Origin of the sequence: Hahella sp. CR1 (genome assembly GCF_029813005.1) — a bacterium.
Lineage (GTDB): Bacteria > Pseudomonadota > Gammaproteobacteria > Pseudomonadales > Oleiphilaceae > Hahella.
The window spans coordinates 19,438-38,553 of record NZ_JAPELK010000018.1 but is presented as its reverse complement, the minus strand read 5'-3'; the positions used below and the strand labels follow the sequence as shown (position 1 = coordinate 38,553).

16 protein-coding genes are annotated in these 19,116 nt (G+C 56.1%); 11 read left to right on the top strand and 5 right to left on the bottom strand.

The features are described from left to right. Nucleotides 1–29: 29 nt before the first annotated feature. On the bottom strand, nt 30–1,505 hold the full coding sequence (locus tag ONV78_RS28510; protein ID WP_279507913.1) for a transporter substrate-binding domain-containing protein: 1,476 nt from the start codon (nt 1,503–1,505) through the stop codon (nt 30–32). A 373-nt stretch (nt 1,506–1,878) separates the two neighbouring features. Between ONV78_RS28510 and ONV78_RS28505 the strand changes: the two genes are divergently transcribed. Both ONV78_RS28505 and ONV78_RS28500 read left to right on the top strand, forming a co-directional pair. Continuing rightward, complete coding sequence (locus tag ONV78_RS28505) at nt 1,879–3,132, top strand: ABC transporter substrate-binding protein (protein WP_279507912.1); 1,254 nt, start codon at nt 1,879–1,881, stop codon at nt 3,130–3,132. A gap of 242 nt (nt 3,133–3,374) precedes the next feature. After that, on the top strand, nt 3,375–3,935 hold the full coding sequence (locus tag ONV78_RS28500) for a DJ-1/PfpI family protein (RefSeq protein ID WP_216738259.1): 561 nt from the start codon (nt 3,375–3,377) through the stop codon (nt 3,933–3,935). Here ONV78_RS28500 and ONV78_RS28495 read toward each other — a convergent pair. Next, nucleotides 3,922–4,206: a ribbon-helix-helix domain-containing protein gene (locus ONV78_RS28495; RefSeq protein WP_216738260.1), complete on the bottom strand. Its 285-nt coding sequence runs from the start codon at nt 4,204–4,206 to the stop codon at nt 3,922–3,924. The two genes, ONV78_RS28500 and ONV78_RS28495, sit on opposite strands and share 14 nt — an antisense overlap. Before the next feature lie 186 nt (nt 4,207–4,392). Here ONV78_RS28495 and ONV78_RS28490 point away from each other — a divergent pair, with 186 nt between their 5' ends. Together ONV78_RS28490 and ONV78_RS28485 are read left to right on the top strand one after the other, a co-directional pair. Next, a complete protein-coding gene (locus tag ONV78_RS28490) occupies nt 4,393–6,036 on the top strand; it encodes an NAD(P)/FAD-dependent oxidoreductase (protein ID WP_279507911.1) in 1,644 nt (547 codons plus the stop codon). 77 nt (nt 6,037–6,113) lie between these two features. Beyond that, on the top strand, nt 6,114–6,755 hold the full coding sequence (locus ONV78_RS28485) for a DUF2238 domain-containing protein (protein ID WP_127972581.1): 642 nt from the start codon (nt 6,114–6,116) through the stop codon (nt 6,753–6,755). An 11-nt stretch (nt 6,756–6,766) separates the two neighbouring features. Here the strand turns inward: ONV78_RS28485 and ONV78_RS28480 are convergent, their stop codons facing one another. Then, the gene (locus ONV78_RS28480; protein ID WP_279507910.1) at nt 6,767–7,936 is read right to left on the bottom strand and encodes a dipeptidase; all 1,170 of its coding nucleotides are present in this window, start codon (nt 7,934–7,936) and stop codon (nt 6,767–6,769) included. A 215-nt stretch (nt 7,937–8,151) separates the two neighbouring features. Here ONV78_RS28480 and ONV78_RS28475 point away from each other — a divergent pair, with 215 nt between their 5' ends. Then, a complete protein-coding gene (locus ONV78_RS28475; protein ID WP_255509291.1) occupies nt 8,152–8,286 on the top strand; it encodes a hypothetical protein in 135 nt (44 codons plus the stop codon). Between the two features lie 90 nt (nt 8,287–8,376). On the opposite strand, the gene ONV78_RS28470 is transcribed toward ONV78_RS28475, so the two are convergent. After that, nucleotides 8,377–10,128, bottom strand: coding sequence for a methyl-accepting chemotaxis protein (locus tag ONV78_RS28470; protein WP_279507909.1), 1,752 nt, complete (start codon nt 10,126–10,128; stop codon nt 8,377–8,379). Between the two features lie 223 nt (nt 10,129–10,351). Here ONV78_RS28470 and ONV78_RS28465 point away from each other — a divergent pair, with 223 nt between their 5' ends. Next, nucleotides 10,352–11,284, top strand: coding sequence for a helix-turn-helix domain-containing protein (locus ONV78_RS28465; protein WP_279507908.1), 933 nt, complete (start codon nt 10,352–10,354; stop codon nt 11,282–11,284). A gap of 23 nt (nt 11,285–11,307) precedes the next feature. On the opposite strand, the gene ONV78_RS28460 is transcribed toward ONV78_RS28465, so the two are convergent. After that, nucleotides 11,308–12,519 (bottom strand): GNAT family N-acetyltransferase, encoded by a 1,212-nt coding sequence (locus ONV78_RS28460; protein ID WP_279507907.1) that lies wholly within the window; start codon nt 12,517–12,519, stop codon nt 11,308–11,310. Between the two features lie 293 nt (nt 12,520–12,812). Between ONV78_RS28460 and ONV78_RS28455 the strand changes: the two genes are divergently transcribed. The 5 genes from ONV78_RS28455 (at nt 12,813) to astB (ending at nt 19,080) form a co-directional block, all read left to right on the top strand. Continuing rightward, nucleotides 12,813–14,030: an aspartate aminotransferase family protein gene (locus ONV78_RS28455; protein ID WP_216738266.1), complete on the top strand. Its 1,218-nt coding sequence runs from the start codon at nt 12,813–12,815 to the stop codon at nt 14,028–14,030. A gap of 62 nt (nt 14,031–14,092) precedes the next feature. Continuing rightward, nucleotides 14,093–15,106: an arginine/ornithine succinyltransferase subunit alpha gene (aruF, locus tag ONV78_RS28450; protein ID WP_216738267.1), complete on the top strand. Its 1,014-nt coding sequence runs from the start codon at nt 14,093–14,095 to the stop codon at nt 15,104–15,106. Between the two features lie 63 nt (nt 15,107–15,169). After that, on the top strand, nt 15,170–16,213 hold the full coding sequence (astA, locus tag ONV78_RS28445; protein WP_279507906.1) for an arginine N-succinyltransferase: 1,044 nt from the start codon (nt 15,170–15,172) through the stop codon (nt 16,211–16,213). Next, nucleotides 16,210–17,682, top strand: coding sequence for a succinylglutamate-semialdehyde dehydrogenase (gene astD, locus ONV78_RS28440; RefSeq protein ID WP_216738269.1), 1,473 nt, complete (start codon nt 16,210–16,212; stop codon nt 17,680–17,682). The genes astA and astD overlap by 4 nt, the downstream gene beginning before the upstream one ends. Before the next feature lie 57 nt (nt 17,683–17,739). Next, complete coding sequence (astB, locus tag ONV78_RS28435) at nt 17,740–19,080, top strand: N-succinylarginine dihydrolase (protein ID WP_216738270.1); 1,341 nt, start codon at nt 17,740–17,742, stop codon at nt 19,078–19,080. Nucleotides 19,081–19,116: the final 36 nt, after the last annotated feature.

Genomic DNA, 19,116 nt, shown 5'->3' with positions numbered 1-19,116 from the left:
TTCGCTTTTTCATCCGCTATGTCCGGCGTTTAATTGGGAACATAGCGCTGCAGAATGTCATGCATCTGACCGCTGAGCTTCAGGTAATCCAACGCTTTCTGAAATGATTCAATGATGTGGTCGTCCACGTCCAGGTTGAAAGCGAAATATTCAGAAGACTCGGTGACCGTCATCACCTCTTGATAGTCGCGGGCGTCCAGTCCTAATTGTTGCAGATACCAGTTGGCGGTCTGCGAGCCGTACGCCCAATAATCGACTTCGCCGTTGTTCAGCATTTGCCCGCAGGTGAGCGGGTGCGTGGTGGCGGTCAGGTTTCGCTCTTTGACGCCGGCGCTGACCATCAGTTGATGGCCAACGTCATCCTGAATGACGCAGATGCGCTTATGGCCGAGTTCTTTCAGGTGGATCGGCTCTGATTCTTCGTCCTCAACGTCATGGCGTTTTCCCATCAATACCACTTTGGAGCGGTAGATGGGGCCGACCCATTTGAATTTGTCCTCTCTCTGCGGCGTGCGCGTCATGGTGAACAACGCGCTGCGGTTCTGACTGGTTGCGGCTTTGTAGGCTTCCGGCCAGTTCATGAAATGCACGTCGCTGCGGCTTTTGTCTGCGCCAATGGTTTCCATGATGGCATCGAAAAGGTCCAGGGCGATGCCTTTGGCCACGCCGTTTTCGCGGTAATTGAAAGGAGCATAGTCCTCGCTGTAAAAACTGAGCTGCGAGATGCCGTTGATGACGTCAATGTTGTTAAGAATGCGCGAGTAATCGCCATTGCGCTTGAGGCGTTTCAGACCCTGATTGAAGATCGCGACGTAGCTGCGACTGTTAGGGCCATTCTTGGGAAACATTACCGATAAACCGTCCTGAATCAGGGGCTTCTCGTCATAGGTGAACAGGCGCTGATATTCCGGCAGTTCATGTTGCAGCAGATATTCCCCTACTTTGGCGTCCAGGGGAAACAAATCGATTTCACGTCGCAGCAGTTTGACCAGATTTTGCCGGTCATTCACGGCGGGGATGACCTGCAGATTCTGGTTGGCGATGGCGTTATCGAACGCTTCGCCGTAACTGTAGCCGACGCTGACTCCAACCCGGTAGGGCGCAAGGTCTTTCAGCTCGTTCCAGGTGAAATCCTGATCTTTCAGGTGAAATAACGCGCTGCTGCTGTAAATGATGCGATCGCTGAACCAGAAATTGCGCCGTCGTTGCGCATTATCGACCCAGCCGACGGCGCCGTCCCAGCCGGGCTTGCGGGCGAATTCATAAGCCCGGGCCCAGGGCATGAAGTCATATTCGACTTCAATGCCTTCAAGAGCGAAGGCTTCGGTCACCAGTTTGGGCAGCAACCCTTTGTAGGGCAGGCTTTCCGACGCGTAGGGCGGCCACTCTCCGACGGTCAGTTTGATCGCGGCGGCAGAAGTTGAAAATGTGGCGCACATCACAAGTCCGAGAAAAAAGCGCCATCTTGTCGTATTCATCGGCATCCAGGGTTCCGACTTGTCCATGGTTTGTTGCTTATTTAGCCCGTTAAACAGGGCGCTGATAACGGGCGTTATTGCGTCCGTCGTCAGGCCGCGAGTTTAAAAGCCTAATGGAAATTGCGTGAAAATCCGTCAACCGACGTGTGTCGGCGTCCATCCGAGGCGACCCGGCGCGAGTATAGCGCTATCGGGCGATGGAGGTGTGTTTTGATTTGTTTCTGCATTTTCATATTAGACTAAAGGCTAATAAGGTCGTCATTTTTATTACGCTACTTTACCCCGCTCCTGGTTACAACTACTGTAGTCAGCACGCCGGTTTCAGGGAATGTTTGAAGCCGGTAATCACAAAACCTCTATCAACCCGATTTGCTTACAAAAAAAATTGAGGGTTCTCTGTATGCGCTATATCTGGAAGAGCATTGCGCTGCTTTGCCTGTTAGTTAGTGGTGAATTACTCGCTGCTCCATCCGTTAAAATTGGTCTCAACTATCCCCAGACTGGACGATACCAGGAACAAGGTCTGGCCCAACGCAGGGCGGCTTTTATGGCTGTGGATGAGATAAACGCCGCCGGCGGCATTCTTGGTCGGCCGGTGGAACTGGTGATTAAAAATACCGGCTCCAAACCTGATCGCTCTGTACGAAACGTTGAGCAACTGGTGGACGAAGATGGCGTTGTCGCCATATTCGGCGGATCATCCAGCGCGGTGGCGATCTCTGGCGGTAAGGCCGCAAAATCAAGGGACCGCATCTATTTCGGTACGCTCACCTACTCCAATGAAACCACCGGCACAGAAGGGCACACCCACATGTTCCGGGAGAGCTATAACGCCTGGATGGGGGCGAAGGTGCTGTCCAAGTACCTGAAAACCAATTACGCCGGTCAGAAATACTTCTTTATCACCGCCGACTACACCTGGGGGTGGAGCACAGAGCGGTCGATTCGTATCTTCAGCAACACTCAGGATAAAGAGAGTCATCCTGGCGTGCTGACGCCATTCCCCACCGCTTTGCAGAAAGATTTCGTCGACGCTTTGAATCAGGCGCAGGCCAGCGACGCCAAGATACTGGTGCTGGTATTGTTCGGCGACGATATGGTGCGCGCTCTGGAGCTGGCCACGTCTATGGGCATGAAGGACAAGATGAAAATCGTTGTGCCGAACCTGACGCTGGGCATGGCGAAGTCGGCGGGGCCAGCGATTATGGAAGGCGTCGTCGGCGCGGCGCCCTGGACCTGGGAGGTGCCCTACATTTTCAACCATCCCAAGGGGAAAGAGTTCGTCGAGAGATTTTCTGAGCTGTACGGCTTGCGGCCTTCCTCATCCGCCGCCTCCGCCTACAGCATTCTGTGGCAATACAAAGAAGCGGTGGAGCGCGCCGGCACATTCAGAACTGCGTCCGTCATCAAAGAGTTGGAAGGGCATCGCTACACGCTGTTGAAAGACGAACAGTACTGGCGCGAGTTCGACCATCAGAACGTGCAGACGGTATACGCCGTGCGCTGCAAGCCTCGTTCGGAAGTCATGTTGGATGAATTTAACGAAGACTACTTCGAAATCATCGACAGCATGCCCGGAGAGGAAGCCGCGCAGACCTACCAGGAGTGGCTGGCGGAGCGTCGTTCCGCGAATAAGTCCGATCATCTCGAATAATCCTGTCAAAAGCGGCGTTCTTGCTTAGAGCGCCGCCTTTTCTCTCTGTCTTTCTCTATTTCCTTTTATTTGTTAACCAACATGCTTTTTGGCGCCGATGGGTCTCTGTAGTAACCCACTACTACCCCATGCCGGAAAAAGGAGCCTAGACTGGTAGTCTGCTGAATGACTTCCGGCCAGGCGGCCGGGTGTTTTGACAGGCGAGCGATGTCCGCAACCTTAGACGACAAGGAGACAGAGGTATGACTAAAAAAATACTGATCATTACTGGCGACTTTGCTGAAGATTACGAGCTGATGGTGCCGTTCCAGGCGCTGCAGGCGATGGGCTACGAAGTAGCGGCGGTGTGTCCGGACAAGAAGCAGGGCGACAGCGTCGCCACGGCGATTCACGACTTTGAAGGGCATCAAACTTATACGGAGAAACCTGGGCATAACTTTACCCTCAACGCCACTTTCGCGGACGTGCGCTCCGAGCAGTTTGATGCACTGTTGCTGCCGGGCGGGCGCGCTCCCGAGTACCTGCGCCTGAAAGAGAGAGTGATCAGTCTGGTGCAGGAATTCACCCAGCAAGGCAAGCCCATTGCGGCGATCTGCCATGGCGCGCAGATTCTGGCGGCGGCCAAGGTTATCGAAGGGAAAAAGATTTCCGCTTATCCGGCCTGCGCGCCGGAAGTGCAGCTGGCGGGCGCGCACTATGCTGACATCGCGGTGGATCAATCTGTGACGGACGGGCAGTTTGTTACAGCGCCAGCGTGGCCTGCTCATCCGGCATGGCTGGCGCAGTTCGTCAAACTGCTATAAGCCCCGCGCTGTACTTCCTTTCCAGGTAGGTCGCGCAAACCACGCGCAATAAAGAGGCGAAGTTACCGACTTCGCCTCTCTTCTCTACGACTTCGTCATACAGCTTCGCCATGAACTGAGTGGTCGACATGCCCTCAGAACCCGCAATTTCCTCCAATAGCGTCCAAAAGCGCTGCTCCAGTCGCACGCTGGTGACAAACCCACGCAGGCGCACCGACTTCGAATGCGCTTCATATAACTGTGGATCGGTGTTGGCGTATATCTCGCACATAGGCGTCTCCGACATTGAAACGGGGTAAAATTACAACAGACCCTAGCAACTGGCGATCGGTTTTGTAAATGCGGCGTAGGCCTAAAAAAGCAATGTTGACAGTTCACACTTTCGGGTGGGAGCAGTATGATGCATTGGACTGGCGACGTCGTATTAAAACAATAATCAGGAAGGAGGCTGGAGAATATGGTCAGAACGGGAAAGCGTTACCGTAAGAATCGAGCGGACGATCACTATGACGTGATCATCATCGGATCGGGCGTTGGCGGATTATGCAACGCCGCGTTGTTGTCCCTGATCGGCAAGAAAGTCTGTGTGCTGGAACAGCACTACACCGCGGGCGGTTATACCCATAGCTACGAACGCAACGGCTATGAATGGGATGTCGGGGTGCACTATATTGGCGAAGTGCATAAGCCCTGGTCGATGATCCGCCGGGTGTTCGATCTGATCAGCGACGGCAAGATAGAGTGGGCGGAGATGGACCCCTGCTACGATCGTATTTTCATTGGCGAAGACAATTACGATTTCATCGCCGGCAAAGAACCTTTCATCAACGAAATGGCGCGACGTTTTCCTGGCGAGGAAGACGCCATTCGTCGCTATGTCGATTTGTTGTACTCGGTAAGTCGACGCATCCCCAAATTTTTCGCCGGACAGGCGTTACCCAAAATCGCCGCCTGGGCTTATCACAAGGCCCGCCGTTTTCTGCTGCCGGATTACTTTTTCAAGACCACCCGTGAAGTACTGGAAGGCCTGACGCAAAATCAGCGTCTGATCTCCGTATTGACGGCGCAGTGGGGCGATTACGGTCTGCCGCCCACGACGTCGTCTTTTATGATGCACGCCATGGTTGCGAAGCACTACATCACCGGGGGCAATTATCCTGTGGGCGGTTCCTGGCGCATTGCTGAAGAAATTATTCCAGTTATTCGCCGCAGCGGTGGGGAAGTGTTTACCTACGCGCAAGTGGCGGAAGTCCTGGTGCGCTCTAATCGCGCTTACGGCGTGCGTTTGAGCAATGGCGATGAGCTGCAGGCGGACGCCGTGGTCAGCGACGCGGGCGTCATTCCCACGATTAAGCACCTGTTACCGGAGTCCGCAGCGGCGAAAGGCGACTTGTTGAAAAAGTTGGAGGGACTGGCGCTATCCGCGTCTCACCTGTGTCTCTATGCAGGATTTCGCGGTTCCCCGGAAAGTTTAGGTATGCCGCGGAGCAACTTCTGGATTTATCCCTCTGATGACCATGATGGTAACGTCGCCCGCTTTATGGACGATCCATCCGCGCCTTTTCCTGTCACCTATGTGTCCTTTCCTTCAGCGAAAGACCCCACCTGGAATGCGCGCTATCCGGACCGTTCCACCGTGGAGATCATCGTGCCCGTCAACAACCAATGGTTTGATAAATGGGCGGGATCGCAGTGGAACAAGCGCGGTGAAGACTATCTGGAGCTGAAGGAGCAGTTTTCTCATCGGATGCTTGATGAACTGTATAAGCGCCTGCCGCAATTAGAGGCGGAGCTGGACTTTTACGAGCTATCCACGCCGCTGTCGACGCAGTGGTTCCAGATGAACATGGGGGGAGAAATTTACGGGGTGGATCATACCGTTGAACGTTTCCAGCAGGACTGGCTGCACCCGGTGACCCCCATCAAAAACTTCTATCTGACCGGTGCGGATATAGTCACTGCTGGAGTAGGCGGCGCATTGATGGGAGGCGTCATGACCAGCTTCGCCATGTTGGGCAAAGAAGGCTACAAGCTGGGGCGTCTGCTGAAGCAGGGGCCGCAACCTGCGCAGCCGGCGTCGGAAGTCAGGGAGGCGGGATAATCCCCCTGGGGATCGAATCCCGCCGCAGAATGCGTTATGTTGTTGATCCGCATTTATAACTGCTAAGGATCAATCATATGGGGCATGGCCGGGGCGGCGTTGGAGCCGGCGTAGTTTGGATTCTCATCTTCTTGGGCGTGCTGGTCTGGTCGGGACTATGGCCGAAAGATCGGTTTACCTGGATGCTGGAAGTGGCGCCGGCGGTGATCGCCGCCTTCATTCTGGCGTCCACCTACAAGCGATTTCCGCTGACGCCCCTGTTGTATTGGCTGATCTTGATCCACTCGGTCATTCTTATGGTGGGCGGGCACTATACCTACGCGGAAGTGCCCCTGTTCGACCGCATCGGAGAAATCATGGGGTGGGGGAGAAACAACTACGATAAGGTTGGCCATTTCGCCCAGGGCTTTATTCCTGCGATGGTGGCCCGGGAAATTCTGCTACGTCTGCGGGTTGTGAAAGGGCGTGGATGGATGAACTTCTTTATTGTCTGCATCGCCCTGGCGATCAGCGCCTTCTATGAGCTGATTGAATGGTGGGTGGCGGTGGCCAGTGGAGACTCTTCCGTCGCCTTCCTGGGCACCCAGGGCTACGAGTGGGATACCCAGTCAGACATGTGCTACGCCCTGGTGGGCGCTATTACCGCTTTAGTGACCCTTGGGCGGGTTCACGACCGGCAGTTGTATCGCCTTAAACGGGCGCCGGTGGCGGCGCCCTGAGGTTGGCAAGATCAGGCGGACGGCAGGTTTTTAAGCAGGAAGTCGCGGATATTTTCGCCCATGATCCTGCGAATCTGACGTTCGTTCAGCCCCGCTTTCATCAGCGCTTCGGTTAAGCCATCCAGTCGGGTGACGTCGAAAGGCGTCGCCACGGCGCCATCGAAATCTGACCCCATCGCCACGTGCTCCACGCCAATCAGATTGACCGTGTATTTAATCGCGCGGGCGATGGACGCCGCGTCGCGTCCGCAGACCGCCGTCGACCAGAAGCCGATGCCGACGATACCGCCGTTAGCGGCGATGGCTTTTAGCTGAGCGTCGGACAAGTTGCGGTTGTTGTTGCAGGTCCCTTTGACGCCCGTGTGCGACACGATAACGGGGCGCTTGGCCATGGCGAGCACGTCGGATATGGTTTTGGCGGAAGCGTGGGCCAGATCAATGATCATGGACTTGCTTTCCATGGCTTTGACCCACTGTTTTCCTAAGGTCGTCAGACCCCCTTTATTGACCCCATGAGCGGAGCCGGACAGCTCCGTGTCGAAGAAATGGGTCGGGGCGATCATACGGAAACCCGCCGCATACAGAGCATCCAGATTGTTCAGGTCGCCTTCCATCGCTTGCGCGCCCTCCAAGGTGAGCCAGCCGGCGAGGGCGTCCTTGTCGGTTTTTCGCTGCGCGATGAAATCCTGTAGATTCTTGCGGTTCAGAATGAGTGTGAATTTGTTGGCGGGCGAGTCGGCGAGGTCGTGAAGCATCCCCGCCTGACGCTCGGCGCGACTCAAAAGGCTCTGTAATGCGCTGGGCGACCAGGCCTGCGACAGTCCCAGCCAGAATATCATGTCGCTATCGCCTGTATTTTTCTGGATGTTCAGGCCGAAGGGAACTTTGGTCACCACCGAAAACGCCTGCAACGCCATGCCTCCTTCCCGCAGCCGCGGCAGGTCCATGTGACCGCGCTGATAGCCTTTGGACAGGTTGCGCCCCCAAAGCAGTGAATCTGAGTGCAGGTCGGCGATGAACAGAGACTGGTGCAGGCTTTTGACTTTATCCGTCGCCGGCTGCGGCGGTGAACTCGTGAGCTGATTGCTGGCGTTATCCACCAGTGGCGGAACCAGGGCGAAAAACGAAAGAACTGCGATGATCAGGGTGATCAGCAGTCCAGTCAGTATTTTTTTCTTCATGATGTATTGAGACCTTATCCATCAGTAAGCCGGATTGCTCCGAGCGGGCGTCAGTACCTTACCCAAAGCGAAAGGGGATGCCAACAAGACAAGGGTTGAACAAAGTGTAGACAGAATTAAAAATGCTGTATATAGTTACAGTACTGTATGTTTAAACACTTCCTGGCGTCGCCGCACAAGCAGGAACGCTGGCACTGTTATATGAGGGCTTGATTATGCAGGTTTCGTCTGACGGAGATATCATTCGCATTCAAATGCCGGTTAGCACATACATGATGGCGTTCTACTACAAATGCGTGGATGGAGAGTGGGTGCGCTACAAAAGAGAGAGACTCGGGACGCTGCACTAGTCTCTCGTCCCTGTCGACGCATTGACCGCTCTCGCTGTGTGTGAACGCCATAAGGACATGGCTTTCTGCAAGCGTCGCCATACTTCTTATTCAGTACCTGAACTGCACGACTAGCTGTCTGAGTCGGGTCACCATTTGCTTCAGGTTGTCGCTGGACTGGAAGTTTTCCTCCGCAGCGGTATGCAGAGTTTGCGACAGCTCACTGATGTTTACGATGCTGCGATCAATGCTCTCCGCGGCTTCGCGCTGTTCATAAGTGGCCTGCGCCACATACTGGTTGGCGTCATGCATGGAGGTGACCGCGGAGAGTGTCTTATCAATGGATTCGGCGGCCTGACTCGCTTGAGAAACCGTGCCTTCCGCGCGCTTGCAGCTTTGCTCCATTCGGGTGACGGCTTTGTTCACCCCGGCGCGAAGCTGCTCGATCATTTTTTGTATTTCATCAGTGGAGTTGCCGGTGCGTTGCGCGAGCGTGCGCACTTCATCGGCCACTACGGCGAAGCCACGCCCCTGGTCCCCTGCGCGGGCGGCTTCTATAGCGGCGTTTAACGCCAACAGGTTGGTCTGTTCAGCGATGCCGCGAATCACGTCGAGGACGGCGCCAATGGACTCGCTTTCCTTGGCGAGCTGGCTGACCGAGTCTGACGTTTCATTGATCGCCTGGGTCAGCTCATTGATGCGTGTGGTGGCGCCGTCCACCGAGGTTTTACCGGATTCGCAGGCTTTGCGGGCTTCCAGGGCGATATTGGCGGCGTTGTCCGTATTTTCATTGATGCCTTTGACGGTCGCTGTCATTTCGTTAGACGCAGTCGCCACTTGATCGGTTTCGTGACTCAGTTGCTCGGCGGACTCTTTGGTTTGCGCGCTAATGCGAGCGCTTTGTTCTGATGAGGCGGAAAGTTCGTCCGTGGTCTTCGCCAGATCGCCCACGATGACGGAGAACTTATCCATCATGGCGTTAAACGCCTGGGCGATAGCGCCAATTTCATCCTGACGGCTGTAATCCACTCGTTTGGTGAGATCGTTGGTGTCCTCAATCTCTGTAATCACCCGACGCAGACGGTGAATGGGCTGGGTGATGGAGCGGGATAACAAAAAGCCGACCAGCAGGGAAACCGTTACCGACACTACAAGGATAAACAACACTTCCTGCTGCAGACTGCGGCCGCTGGCGGCGACAGAATCGTTCGCCTCCAAGACCTGATTGGCGGCGACGGACACTTCCTGCGCCGCTTGACCAACTCCTTCGTTGGCTGCCGCCGCGGCTTTGGCGGCTTCTTCCAGTATGATTTTGAAGGTGGAGCTCATGGCCATGCTGGCGGTGCGCGCTTCGCCGATCATCGCGCTGACGCGCTGGCGGGAGTCATTGTTACGGGTGCGATCGACAGCTTCTGCGATGGATTTGTTGAAGTCATCCAGATACATCAGTACGACATCTGCGACATCGGCCATTTCCTCATCAGTTCCGGCGATTTCATCTAAGGTGTCGCGCAGGTTTTTCTCCGCCTGATCGCCCTGACTGATGGAGCGCTCTTCGGCGGTGGTGGCGGAGTCCAGGCGCCAATACAGGTACTCGGAATACTGGGCGAAGGCGGTTTGGCTCTCCGCCAGCAGCGCATTGAGGTGTTGTTGCTGACTGACCAGCTGATTCTGCTTGGCGACAGCGGTGTTCTGCTGCTCCACCATACTGCGCTGGCCTTCGATGGTGCTCAGCATGTCATGCACCGCCCCCAGCAAGTAAACCAGTGCGCAAGTAAGAATGATGGCGAACACGGCGCTCATCATTAATGCGCGATGGAAAATGGTAATGCGTCGGGTTACCCGGCTGAAGATATGAGCCATGTCGCTTCCGTATTTGAATTTAGTTCAACTGGCGGCGGGAGTTATACTTCGCGGACGAATAGGATAAGCTCCGCAACCGCTGGACGCGACCTTTCCATCCCGGCATCGCCGAGGCGGTCTTTAGATGGTTTTGTCGCAGCCGCTTAATCTATTATTACTCTTATTTATAGCAGAAATTCTCAGCTCCGCCCGGCGGCGGGCTGTCGGGTGTGAGGAATCGGTTTTGAGCTGCAAACTGGGCGTACTGTTACTGCCGGGATTTTCCTTGCTGTCTTACGCCAGCCTGGTGGAGCCGTTGCGGGTATGTAATGAGCTGCTGGATGAGCGCAAGTATCGACTCGTGCGGCTGGGGGCTGAGCCGGTGGTGACGTCGGGAGACGGCGTGGCGGTGTCCGTGGACCGTTCTCTGGCTCATGCCGCCGGTCTGGACGCGCTGGTCGTCTGTGGCTCAGTGGGTCTTTATAAAACGCCGCTTCTGGAAAAAGAATGGCTCTCCACGCACGGCAAAAGCCTGTCCTGGCTGGGAGGCGTGGCTAACGGCGCGGCTTTGCTGCTGGAACTGGGGCTGTTGCGCGGAAAAAAAGCTTCTTTACAGATTCCAGACGCTTTTTCAGCGCAGGCGCAAGCCTGCTTTCTGTCCCAGGATGTGTTTTCCGTTGACGCCAATATCTGGACCTGCCGCGGCGGCACCGCTGCGCTGGACATGGCGCTGTTTATGATTGGGCGTCATCACGGGGTCGAGTTGGCGGAAATGGCTTCTCAAGCGATCATGCGGGAGCGTCTTGGCGGCGCCAAAACCACTGGGCGCAAACGTCCCGACCTCGTGGCGAAAAGAGAAGCGCCGGCGCTCTGCGATGCGGTGCAACTGATGGAGAACAATATCGAAGAGCCGTTAACCACGGACGATATCGCCAAACACCTGGAGATCTCCCGACGTCAGCTTGAGCGTCTGTTCAAGCGTTATCTGGACTCCGTGCCTTCCCGTTATTACTTGCAGATTCGTCTGGAAAAGGCGCGGGACATGCTTTGCTCTTCCGCCTTGAGCATTACCGAAATTGGCTTGAAAACAGGCTTTTCCTCCGGCGCGCATTTTTCTACGGCGTATCGAAATCTATATGGGCTGACGCCCAGTGAAGAAAGAGCCGGTCAGCCTTGATGGCCGCCGGCGAATAATAGACGTTACTGCTCGACAGTCTTTAATGCGTTGCGAGTGGGAGCTTCCGCATGGGGGATGGCGCGAAACAGCTTGCGCACCACGTAGTTGACCGCCGCGGCGCGATGCCGCATCCACAGATGGCAATCCACGGGTTTGGCGCCGAGATTGGCCTTGGGCTCCAGCGCGGTTCTGCCCAGGGACACTTTGCTGCAGCCAAACTGGCAGCCATGCTCAATAGAAAGCTGCAGTAGCCGGAAATACAGGGGCAGGTCGGCATTGATCTCGTAATCCATGCCCACGTAGTAGGCCATGGATGTATCGCGGTCTTTAACCGAAGTGACGAAGCCCACAATCCGACCATCCATTGACAATGTGGTGCAGGCGAAACGGTCTCCCAGCGAATCCGACAACGCTTTGAAATACCCCTTGGGCAATGTCGCCAGACGGGCGGCGGCGCGGTTCTCCACCTGCAGGTAGAGGGCGTGCAGCGCGGCATCCTGTTCATCGCTGATGCTGTCCAGGGTCTGCGTTTCCACGCCAGCGTCCTGCAGTTTCTTGATGATGGCGGTAATGCGCTTGCGGTACTTGCCGGTCAGGCTTTGCAGGTAATCTTCGAAGGTCCGGGTTCCCGGCTCCAGCGTCAACACCATTTCCGGGTCAGTCTGAATGGATCGGTAACTGTAGCGCTTAAGGATGTCAGACTGCGGCAGCATGTCGCTGTTGAAGTCCTTCAGCATGACAAAGTCGATAGAGCCGCCCAGTTTTTCTCCCCGACGGATGCGGTACAGCAGCTCAGCCAGGGCGCGCCATCCCAGCTCCGCATCGACGCCCTCGGCGAAGGCGACGCCATGGAGGCCGCAGGACACCAGATTGCCGCAGACCAAAATGCGCTCCTGGTATTTTTGACTCAGCTTGGCTTTGGCGTTGTCGGGCTTTTCGCTTTTCATCATTCGGTCGCCGGACACATCGGCGATCTGGCAGCTGACCACGCCGATTGGAGTGCGGTCTTTGTATATCAGGCCGTAGCGGGGAGAGACGTTGTCCGGCGCGTTGAGTTCCAGCGCCTGTAGATAATCCCGTTGCAGAAATACGGATGCGGAGGCGGCGACGCGGTCCCAGTCCGTCGCATTGAGAAAGTTGATGCTGTCGGCGATAGCGAACTCCAGTCCCAGAGGCGTGCGGCGTTCTTTATGTCGATTTTTTACGTCCTTGATCTTGGCGAGCGTATTTTTCATGGTTATTCACACCCTTTATAGAAAGCCTTCCTATACTAAGCGAGACGGGGACTGTCGCGCGACAGTATTATTCTCTGGCGAATCAATACGCTATAGCCCATTGAAATTGCCTTAATTACGTATGGCGGCCTGCGTCGGGGTGCGCAAATCTGTAAATTCATGTCGCCTTTGCGAAATCCTTCTATTTCTTTTGTTCCTAAACTAACTGACATTGGGCCTGACAGGCCCGTAAAAAATAACTTCGCCGGAGACGCTGCGGAGCGTTGGCCGGCTCACCCGAATGGAGAAGATGAATGACCTCTAGCCAAGTCACCAGAGAAATGTTTGATCAGGTAATGGTTCCCAACTATGCGCCGGGCCCGATTATTCCCACTCACGGCATCGGCTCCCGAGTCTGGGATCAGGCTGGCAAGGAATACATCGATCTGGCGGGCGGCATTGCGGTAACCGGTTTGGGTCACGCTCACCCGGAACTGGTGGCGGCGTTGACTGAACAGGCGCAAAAACTGTGGCACCTGAGCAACGTCCTGGCGAACGAGCCGGCGATTCTGCTGGCTAAAAAACTGACAGAGATGACTTTCGCCGATCGGGTATTTTTCTCCAACTCCGGCGGCGAAGCCAACGAAGCCGCGTTCAAACTGGCGCGTCGTTACAGCTGGGAAAAACACGGACCTCATAAACACGAAATCGTGGCCTGTAACAACAGCTTCCACGGTCGTACGCTGTTCACCGTCAGCGTGGGCGGTCAAGCCAAGTATCGCGAAGGCTTCGAGCCGGTTCCTGGCGGCATCAAACATGTGCCTTTCAATGATATCGCCGCTCTGGAAGCCGCCATTGATGAAAACACCTGCGCATTCGTGGTTGAGCCCGTACAAGGCGAGGGCGGTGTGACGCCAGCGGATGAAGCCTACCTGAAACGCGCCAGAGAGCTTTGCGACCAGCACAACGCATTGCTGATTTTTGATGAAGTTCAGACTGGCGTTGGCCGCACCGGAGCGCTGTATGCGTACATGAAGTACGGCGTGACGCCGGACATTCTGACCACCGCCAAAGCAATGGGCGGCGGCTTCCCTATCGGCGCCATGTTGACCACCACGGAAGTAGCGAAGAGTCTTGCAGTGGGCACTCACGGCAGCACCTACGGCGGCAACCCGCTTGGCTGCGCGGTAGCGAACAAGGTTATGGACATCGTTAACACACCGGAAGTATTGCAAGGCGTTGAGCGCAAGCATGAGCTGATGGTAGCTGGCCTGAAGGCGATTAATGAGAAATATGGCATATTCAGCGCTGTTCGCGGCATGGGCCTTTTGATTGGCGCGGCGCTCACTGACGAGTGGCAGGGCAAAGCCAAGCAGTTCATGACGGCGGCGCTGGAAGAGGGCGTATTGGCGTTGATCGCTGGACCGAATGTATTGAGACTGGCGCCTTCTCTGATCATCGGCGACGACGAGATCAAAGAAGGACTGGCGCGCTTCGAAAGAGCGGTAGCCCGCGTCGCGCAAGGGCAATAAGGAAAGTTAAAGGGAACTAACTTGTACAACCTGTCAGTCTGATTAATTTGGAGGGAATGAGAATGGTGATTTTTCGCCCCAGCCGCTTCGCCGACCTGCCCGGCATTGAGAAGTTAATAAACGAAAGCGCAGCGCAGGTGTCCACCCTGCCTGCGGACCGCGACAAACTGGGCGAGAAAATCGACCAGTCCTGTCGCTCCTTCGCTGGCGATGAGTCCATGGCGGGCAAGGAACGCTACCTGTTCGTGCTTGAGGATACCGAAAGCAAGGAGATCCTGGGGACGTCAGGCATCGACGCCTGCGCCGGCAACGGCGCGCCGTTTTATAACTACCGGTTGGATGAACTCATTCACTCCTCGCAGCAACTGGGGGTGTTCAACAAGGTTCCCATCCTTTATATGACCCATGAGCTCACCGGATCTCCGCTGCTGTGCTCGCTGACTATTTCTCCCCGTTATCGCAAAACGGAATATTTCGATCTGCTGTCGCGCTCACGCTTCCTGTTTATGGGACAGCATCGTGAGCGCTTCCAGTCCCGCATTATTGTGGAGATTCAGGGCAAGCAGGGCGATAGCGGCGATTCTCCGTTTTGGGACAGTCTGGGCCGCCACTTCTTCGATATGGACTTTGCGACGGCGGATTACTACTCCGGCATCAAGAGCAAAACCTTTATCGCGGAAATGATGCCGCCCCATCCGATTTATGTGAACCTGCTGACCAAAGACGCTCAGGATGCGATCGCACAGCCGCATTCGGCGGCCAGGGACAATTGCCAGTTCCTGAATCGGGAAGGCTTCCGCATGGGCCGTTACATCGATATTTTCGACGGCGGCCCGACTCTGGAGGCGGATTTGGACAATCTGACCACCGTGAAATCCACTAAAACCAAACAGGTCAAGCTGTCGGACAACCAGACCGGCCTGCAATACCTGATGTGCAACACCCTGTTCGAAGATTTCCGCGCTACGCTGGCCAATGTGACGGACGGCATGGGCGACCTGCTGCGTCTGAAGCGCAGCACCGCCGAGGCGATATTGGTGTCGGAAGGCGACAACGTTCAGTTCGCGCCCCTGTGATCGGCGTCGGGACTAACACTTTAAGCGAAGCATAAGACAGGGCCGGAGCAAGAGGATTTCAACATGATGATTATTCGTCCCATTAGCAGCAAAGATTTGGATGCGGTATACGAACTGGCGAAAAGCGCAGGCATTGGCGTAACGACGCTGCCCGCCAACCGCGAACTGTTGTCACAGAGAATTGAAGAATCGGAGCGCTCTTTTTCTGAGCGCATCGAGCAGGAACATGCGTATTACATGTTCGGGCTGGAGGACACTGAGGCCGGAACCATCGTGGGCGTCAGCGCGATCAAGGCGCGGGTTGGCCTGGATGAAGTGTGGTACAACTATCGGGTCTCCACCACGGTGAACGCCTCCAAAGAACTGGGCATTCACAAACAGACGCCAACCCTGTACCTCACCAACGATATGACCAACTGCAGTGAAATCTGCACGTTGTTCCTGCATGAAAAATATCGCAACAGCTTTAACGGCCAGCTGTTGTCGAAGTGCCGCTTCCTGTTTCTGGCGGACTTCTCCGAGCGTTTCAGCAACAAGATTTTTGCGGAAATGCGCGGCTACACCAACGCACAGGGCGAATCTCCGTTCTGGGAAGACCTGGGCCGCAAGTTTTTCAGTCTGGAGTTTTCTCAGGCGGACTACTTGTCCGGCATCGGCAATAAGGCGTTTATCGCTGAACTGATGCCCAAGTATCCGATTTATGTCCCGTTTTTCAGCCAGGAGGCCCGCGATGTGATCGGTCAGGTGCATGAGCACACCAGACCGGCGCTGGCCATGCTGGAAAGCGAAGGCTTCAACTTCAACGGTCTGGTGGACATTTTTGACGCCGGTCCGCTGGTGGAGTCCTTTGTCCATGGCATTCGCAGCGTGCGCGACAGCGCCAAACGCTTCGTCATGCCGGTACAGAAAACCGGCGTCGACGAGATTGCCGAACCCTATATGATTTCCAACCGGTCCTTCTCCAATTTCAGGGTGGGACTGCTCGACAGCGACCAGATCAAATCCGACACCGTCTCCCTCAATCATGATCTGATGGATCATTTGCAATTGGGCGCAGGCGACACTGTACGGGTGGTTGCGTTGAAAGCGAAGAGGAGCGATGCATGACTGTACGTGAAAGCGCATTTATAAACGGCAGCTGGTTAGCTGGCGGCGGCGTAGTGTTCGAGTCCCTGGACCCAGTGACCCAGGATTGTCTGTGGAAAGGCGCGGCGGCCTCCGATGAGGTGGTTGCGCAGGCGGTGCAGGCGGCGCGTCAGGCGTTTCGCAGCTGGGGACGTCTGGATGTCGCCAAGCGTATCGATATCGTCAAGCGCTTCGCAGCGTTGCTGGAAGAAGACAAAGAACGTCTTGCTGAAGTGATCGGCAAAGAGACCAGCAAACCTCTATGGGAGGCGCGCACCGAAGTCGCCAGCATGATCGCCAAAGTAGGTATTTCCGTTCAGGCGTTTAATGAGCGCACCGGCGTCACCGAGCAGGACGTGGCGGCGGGACATGCGGTGTTGAAACATCGCCCCCACGGCGTGTTGGCGGTTTTTGGCCCCTATAACTTCCCCGGTCATTTGCCCAACGGTCACATCGTGCCCGCGCTGATTGCCGGTAATACGATCGTCTTCAAGCCAAGCGAGTTGACCCCGTGGTTCGCGGAAGAAACCGTGCGTATCTGGGCGAAAGCCGGCTTGCCGGAAGGCGTGTTGAACCTGGTGCAAGGCGCGCGGGAAACCGGCGTGGCCCTGGCCGCCAGCGAGGACATAGACGGTTTGCTGTTTACCGGCAGTTCTCCGACCGGACACAGCCTGCACCGCCAGTTCGGCGGTCGCCCCGAGAAAATCCTGGCGCTGGAAATGGGCGGCAATAACCCATTGATCATTGCTCCTCCTTATGACTTGAAAGGCGCTGTGCATCATACGCTGTTCTCGGCATTTGTTTCGGCGGGCCAGCGTTGTACCTGCGCGCGTCGTCTGCTGGTTCCGGATACGGCGGAAGGCAAGGCGTTTCTGGATGAGCTGGTCGCAGCGGCGGCCAATTTGCAGGTAGGACGCTATGACGCGGACCCTCAGCCTTTTATGGGCGGAGTGATTTCCCTGCGTGCGCGGGATCAGATGCTGGCCGCGCAGAGCAAGCTGGCTGCGGAGGGCGGACGCATGCTGCTGGAGATGCGCAGCCTAGAGGAAAACGCGAGCCTGTTGAGCCCAGGCGTTATTGACGTCACCGATGTACAGGAACTGCCGGACGAAGAACACTTCGGACCCATGCTGCAAGTATTGCGCTACCGCGATTTCGATCATGCCCTGGAATTGGCCAACAAGACTGGATTTGGTCTGGCGGCGGGCTTGATCAGCGACTCGCGCGAACTGTATGACCGCTTCTGGCTGGAAGTGCGCGCAGGCATCGTCAACTGGAACAAGCCTCTGACCGGCGCCAGCAGCGCCGCGCCGTTCGGCGGTGTGGGAGCTAGCGGCAATCACCGTCCCAGCGCCTACTATGCGGCGGACTACTGCGCGTATCCGGTGGCGTCTCTGGAAGCGGATCAGGCGCAGGCGCCTGGGCAACTATCGCCGGGCATGTCCTTATAAGTTTTATGGCATGCATAACAGCAACGAATTTAAACGAGTAGAAGAGGCGGATAGACGATGAAGGCATTTGAAGTCAATTTTGACGGGCTGGTAGGGCCGACTCACAACTATAGCGGGCTTTCCTACGGCAACGTGGCCTCAGAAACCAATATTCGCGATGTGTCCAATCCCAAGGAAGCCGCCAAGCAAGGGCTGCGCAAGATGAAGGCGCTGCACGACATGGGCTTCAAGCAGGGCGTGTTATTGCCGCAGGAGCGTCCGGACATCGCGACGCTGCGTCGTCTGGGCTTTACCGGATCAGATCGGGAAGTGCTGCTGCAAGCGGCGCATCAGGCCCCGGTGTTTCTGGGCGCCGTCGCTTCCGCCTCCTGCATGTGGACGGCGAACGCGGCGACCGTTTCGCCCAGCGCCGACACCACCGACGGCCGGGTGCATTTCACCGCAGCGAACCTGAACGCGAAGTTCCATCGTTCGATTGAGCATCCGACGACGACCCGTATCCTGCAGGGCATTTTCAATAATGAGCAGCACTTTGCCCATCACAAGGCGCTGCCGCCTACCAGCCAGTTCGGTGACGAAGGCGCGGCTAACCACACCCGCTTCTGCAAAAACTATGAAGACAAGGGCGTGGAGCTGTTTGTATACGGGCGCGTGGCTTTCGACGAGAACGCGCCGCGCCCGATGAAATATCCTGCGCGGCAGACCCTGGAAGCCTGCCAGGCGGTGGCGCGTTTGCACGGACTGGCTGATTCGTCGGTGGTGTACGCGCAACAAAACCCGGCGGTCATCGATCAGGGCGTGTTTCACAATGACGTTATTGCGGTAGGTAACCGCAATGTGCTGTTCTACCACGAGCAGGCGTTTTTGAATACGTCGCAAATGCTGACCGAGCTGGAAGCGAAACTGCAAGGCTGTCTGCTGAAGGCCGTCAAGGTTTCCGACAGCGAAGTGTCCGTAGCGGACGCGGTGTCCAGCTACCTGTTCAACAGCCAATTGTTGAGTCTGAATGACGACGACATGATGCTGGTGGTGCCTCATGAGTGCCGCGACAATCCCAACGTCAAAGCCTATCTGGATGATCTGGTTACTCGCGGCGGCCCCATCAAGCGCGTCGAAGTTTTCGATCTGAAGCAAAGTATGAAAAACGGCGGCGGCCCCGCATGTTTACGCTTGCGTGTGGCGTTGAATGAAGCGGAGCTGGCGGCGGTGCACCCCCAGGTGATGATGTCGGAGGAACTGTTCGATACTCTTAATGCCTGGGTGGACAAGCACTACCGTGACCGTATCTCCCAGCAGGACCTGGCTGATCCGCAGCTGCTGACTGAATGCCGCACGGCGTTGGATGAACTGACTCAACTGCTGCAATTAGGCTCGCTGTATCCTTTCCAGCTGGCTTAATTCCTTCCTTGAGCGACAAGAGCTGCTTCTAACCGG